The following is a 3,887-nucleotide window of genomic DNA, read 5'->3' as shown; positions in this document are numbered from 1 at the left end:
CCCCGCGTGGGCCAGTCCCCTGGCCCCGCCGCCGGAGAGCACCAGGGCGAAGGGTCGGATGCCGATGCGGTCGCTCATAGGGTGGGTTCACCTCCGTGCTTGGCCACTCAAGTCGCCGGGCGGTACAAGTCCGCCCGGCTGGCGGGCAGCCCGACCCGGCCCGCCTCGTCCGGCTTGGCCAGCAGCGACTGGTGCAGCGAGAGGTGGGCACGGGCGAACTGGTGCGCCGAGGCCGCCATGTACAGCCGCCACAGCCGCGCCCGCTCCGCGCCCGCCTCGGCCACGGCGGCCTCCCAGCGGGCCTCGAGGTTCCTCACCCAGTGCCGCAGGGTCAGGGCGTAGTGCTCGCGCAGGTCTTCCACGTCGCGCACCTCGAAGCCGACCCGCTCGGCGGCCCCCAGGTTCTGCCAGAGGGGCAGGATTTCGCCGTCGGGGAAGACGTAGCGCCGGATGAACTCGCCCGAGGCCAGGCTCTTGCTGGCCGGGAGTTCCGCCGGGCCTTGGGTGATGACGTGGTGCAGCATCAGGCCGCCGGGGCGCAGCGCCTCCCAGGCCACCCGGAAGTAGACCGGGAGGTTCTCCCGGCCCACGTGCTCGGCCATGCCCACGCTGACCACCTTGTCAAAGGTTCCCCTCAGTTCCCGGTAGTCCAGCAGCTCTACCCGCACCCGGCCCTCCTGCCCCGCCGCCCGGATGCGGGCCTGGGTTTCCTCGAACTGGTGTCGGGAGAGGGTGATGCCCAGAGCCTCCACCGCGTAGCGCTGGGCGGCGTAGAGGATCAGGCCGCCCCAGCCCGAGCCGATGTCGAGCAGGCGCTCGCCCGGTCTCAGCCGCAGCTTGCGGCAGATGTGCTCGAGCTTGGCCTCCTGGGCCTGCTCGAGGTTCTCGCCCCCGCCGGGGAAGTAGCCGCAGGAGTAGACCATGCGTCCGTCCAGCCAGAGCCTGTAGAAGGCGTTGGAGACATCGTAGTGGTGGGCGACGGCCTGGCGGTCGCGGGCTTGGGAGTGGGCGGCCCCCCGCAGCCGGGCCGCCAGGGCGGAGCCTGTTTGAGGGTGCAGAATCGCCAGATCCTTGAGCAGGGCGGGCAGTTTCAGCACCGAGAGCCGGGGGACGAACCCTTCTGCGGCGGCGAAGACCGCCTCGAGGTCGCCCTCGATCTCCAGGTCGCCGCGCAGAAAAGCCTCGCCCAGCGAAATGTCGAGCGGGGGCTGGAGCATCCGGCCCAGCGCCTGGGGGCTGCGGACGGCCAGTACGGCCTCGGCGGGGAGCCGGGTGGCGTGCAGCGTGGCCTCCCCCCACAGGTCTACTGTGAAGCTGCGCTCCTGCGGCAGAACCCGCTCGAGCAAGTCCGACGCGGTCTTAACGAGACTTCCCTGATCAGTGGTTTTTGCGTTCATGGCTCACCTCGGAGGGGGTGCTCCGCCAGCCGCTCGGAACCCCCGACCCGCCACGCTAGCCTCGGCGCGTTTCCAGCGCGTTGCCAGGGCGTGTACGGGCCGGGGCTGCCCAGGCCAGGCTTCAGACCCCGACCGAGGTCGGCAGGAAGTCGCGCACCAAGCCCAGCGCCGCGTCGGTGCGGCGGATCGAGGCCAGTGCGTCGGTCTCGAGGCCGCTGAGGGCGCGGATGGCGTCCACGGTCTCGGGCACCACGATGGCCTGGTTGTAGACCTGGTAGTTGTAGAAGAGTTCGTCGCCCCGCACCGTGAGGCCGTCCTCCCACAGGCCTACCTCCCACATGTCCCCGCGCGGGCGGCCCAGATCGCTCATCAGCTCGAGGGTGCTGTTGAGGGCCACCAGGCCGTCGCCCTGACGCAGGAAGGCGATGCGCGGGGCCTGACGGAAGGCTTCCAGCACCTCCTCCTTGCTGGCCGGGCGGGTCAGCTCCACGCTCCAGGCGTGCAGGTGGCTGGTGGTGTGGGCCGCCACCACCGCGATGGTCACCACGTCGAGGTCGGGTAAAACCGTTTGGGCATCCGGCCCCTGGTGGCTGGGGATGTCTTTCTCGGGAACCACCGTGTTCATCACGCCGGAGTGGTCGGACTCCCAGGGGTCGGTGGCCCGGCGCACCAGCACCCCACGGGCCTTCCTGAGCAGCCCGGCGGCGTTCAGGGCTCCCAGCGTGCGCACGATGCTGGTGGTGTTGCAGGAGACCACGCGGGTGGAGTCGCGCCCGAGGGCGGTGGCGTAGTTGGCCTGAGCCACGAAGGAGTGCCCGGTCAGGCTGTGCTTCTCGCCGCCCTGGAAGACCGACTTGACCCCTGTGGCCTTGTAGCGCTCGTGGTTGAGCGGGGCGACCTTCTTGGGGGTGGCGTCGGCGATCACGTCCACCTGCCCCAGTAAGTCACTCAAGCTGCCTGCGACGCGGATGCCGCCAGCCTTCATGTCGCCCGCCGCCTCGGGGGTGGAGGCAAAGATGCGGTAGCCCCGCTGCTCGGCCACCCGGATGCGCCAGTCGCTCACCACGTCGGCCACCCCCACCAGTTCCATGTCCGGCTGGAGCGCCACCGCGTCGGCGATGCGCTTGCCGATGACCCCGTAACCGTTGACCGCTACCCGTACTTTATCGCTCGCCATACCTGTCTCCTTTGTCGCTTGGTGCAACTCACATCAACTCCTAAACCTGGACTGCCTCTGCCCTCGGTGCAAAACCCTCCCTGGGCAGCGCGAACCGCTCACCATTCCCCTCCCTTCGCTGCTGGCTTGGCTCGCGGCGGGTTCTGCACGCGCTCCTCCAGGTTGAGCAGCATTAGCCCAGCGCTGACCAAGACCAGCCCCGCCCCCTGCACCCACACCACCCGCTCGCCCAGGAGCCCCACCGCCAGCCCCAGGCCGATGGCGGGCACCAGGAAAAACCACTGCGACAGGCGGCCCACCTCGGCCCCCTGAACCAGCCAGTACCAGCCTGCGGTGACGAAGGCCGTGCCCACCAGGGCCAGGGCCAGCAAAACCGCGATGAACTGCGGAGCCCAGCGGATCACCTGGCTCGCCTCGAACAGGCCCGAAGCGACAACCAACGGCAGACTCCCGAGGATCAACTGCCAGGCGCTGAGGGCAATTAGGCTGGTCCCTGGGTTTACCCGTTTGATCAGCACCGTGCCCAGCGCGAAGGCCAGCGAGGAGGCCAGGGCCAGCAGGGCTCCGTCCAGACTGGTTCCCGCCGAGCGCAGGGCGGGGTAGGCCAGCAGGCTGACCCCGGCCAGGCCCAGCACCAGGGCCAAGCCCTTGCCCCAGGAGAGCCGCTCCGCGAGCAGCCAGGCCGCCAGCAGGGTGACCACCAGGGGCTGAGAATTGCCCAGCACCACCGCGATACCGGCCTCGGTGAGTTTCGGGCTGATGAACATCGAACTGTAGCCGAGGGCGCTGGAGGCCAGGGCCAGCAGTGCGGTCGGCCCCCACAACTTGGGTGGGAGCCGCCAACCTGAGCCTGCCAGGGGCAGCAGGGCCACCCCCGCCAGGAGCAGGCGTAGGCCGCCAAACCGTAGGGGCGGGGCGTAGGCTAGACCGATCTTGATCAGCACGAAGCAGGCTGCGGTGGCGAGCATGATGCCCATCAGAACCACGACCCGTACTCGGTGGTTGATCAACGGTTTGGGAGTCACGTCTGGCCTCGCTCAACCTAATGGTGGTGATCGTGGTCTTTGTGCTTGGGCATGGCGTACTTGGAGGGTTCAGCCTGGAAGGCTTTCCGGCAGTCCTCGCTACAGAAGTAGTAGGTCTGGCCCTGGTACTCCGCCTTTCCGGCGGCCTTGTCCGGGTCAACCTGCATGCCGCAAACGGGGTCGGTAACTTTCATGGTCTCACTCCTTCTGCTAGAAGCCCACCAGGGGCCAAAAGCCAAGCGTGGTTTAAGCCACCTCGAGGGTCTGCAACTCCTCGCGGCAACAGGG

At 68.8% G+C, this 3,887-nt stretch carries 4 protein-coding genes; all 4 read right to left on the bottom strand.

All coding sequences use genetic code 11. From position 1 onward, the window contains the following. Positions 1-107: 107 nt before the first annotated feature. Positions 108-1,397, bottom strand: a complete 1,290-nt coding sequence (locus tag Q0288_RS17795; RefSeq protein ID WP_299433713.1) for a cyclopropane-fatty-acyl-phospholipid synthase family protein — start codon at positions 1,395-1,397, stop codon at positions 108-110. Positions 1,398-1,518: 121 nt separating this feature from the next. After that, positions 1,519-2,574 carry a type II glyceraldehyde-3-phosphate dehydrogenase gene (locus tag Q0288_RS17790; RefSeq protein WP_299433710.1) on the bottom strand — a complete coding sequence of 352 codons (1,056 nt, stop codon included), beginning with the start codon at positions 2,572-2,574 and terminating at the stop codon, positions 1,519-1,521. A gap of 98 nt (positions 2,575-2,672) precedes the next feature. Next, complete coding sequence (locus Q0288_RS17785; protein ID WP_299433707.1) at positions 2,673-3,599, bottom strand: DMT family transporter; 927 nt, start codon at positions 3,597-3,599, stop codon at positions 2,673-2,675. A gap of 17 nt (positions 3,600-3,616) precedes the next feature. Further along, positions 3,617-3,793, bottom strand: a complete 177-nt coding sequence (locus Q0288_RS17780; protein ID WP_299433704.1) for a YHS domain-containing protein — start codon at positions 3,791-3,793, stop codon at positions 3,617-3,619. Positions 3,794-3,887: the final 94 nt, after the last annotated feature.

The sequence above is a fragment of the uncultured Meiothermus sp. genome (genome assembly GCF_937863175.1).
Taxonomy (GTDB): Bacteria; Deinococcota; Deinococci; order Deinococcales; family Thermaceae; genus Meiothermus.
This window is presented reverse-complemented; position numbering and strand designations above follow the sequence as displayed.

Coding starts and splice junctions, on each gene's coding strand:
- Q0288_RS17795 (WP_299433713.1), bottom strand. CDS start 1,397: ATGAACGCAAAAACCACTGATCAGGGAAGTCTCGTTAAGACCGCGTCG.
- Q0288_RS17790 (WP_299433710.1), bottom strand. CDS start 2,574: ATGGCGAGCGATAAAGTACGGGTAGCGGTCAACGGTTACGGGGTCATC.
- Q0288_RS17780 (WP_299433704.1), bottom strand. CDS start 3,793: ATGAAAGTTACCGACCCCGTTTGCGGCATGCAGGTTGACCCGGACAAG.